General features: G+C 52.4%; 2 tRNA genes. Both read right to left on the reverse strand.

Annotated elements, in window-relative coordinates:
* Positions 1-50: 50 nt before the first annotated feature.
* Positions 51-126 (reverse strand) — tRNA-Asn (locus C7H85_RS19340).
* A gap of 14 nt (positions 127-140) precedes the next feature.
* Positions 141-216, reverse strand: a tRNA-Asn gene (locus tag C7H85_RS19345).
* Positions 217-267: the final 51 nt, after the last annotated feature.

The raw sequence follows: 267 nt of genomic DNA on the forward strand, positions 1-267 counted from the left end.
ACAGTCCGCCGTTCTACCGACTGAACTAAGGGGGAACAACTTTTTGAAACTGGCTCCCCCTGCTGGACTTGAACCAGCGACATACGGATTAACAGTCCGCCGTTCTACCGACTGAACTAAGGGGGAACAACTTTTGAAACTGGCTCCCCCTGCTGGACTTGAACCAGCGACATACGGATTAACAGTCCGCCGTTCTACCGACTGAACTAAGGGGGAACAACTTTTTGAAACTGGCTCCCCCTGCTGGACTTGAACCAGCGACATACG

The organism is Zobellella endophytica, from assembly GCF_003012775.1.
GTDB classification, from domain to species: Bacteria; Pseudomonadota; Gammaproteobacteria; order Enterobacterales; family Aeromonadaceae; genus Oceanimonas; species Oceanimonas endophytica.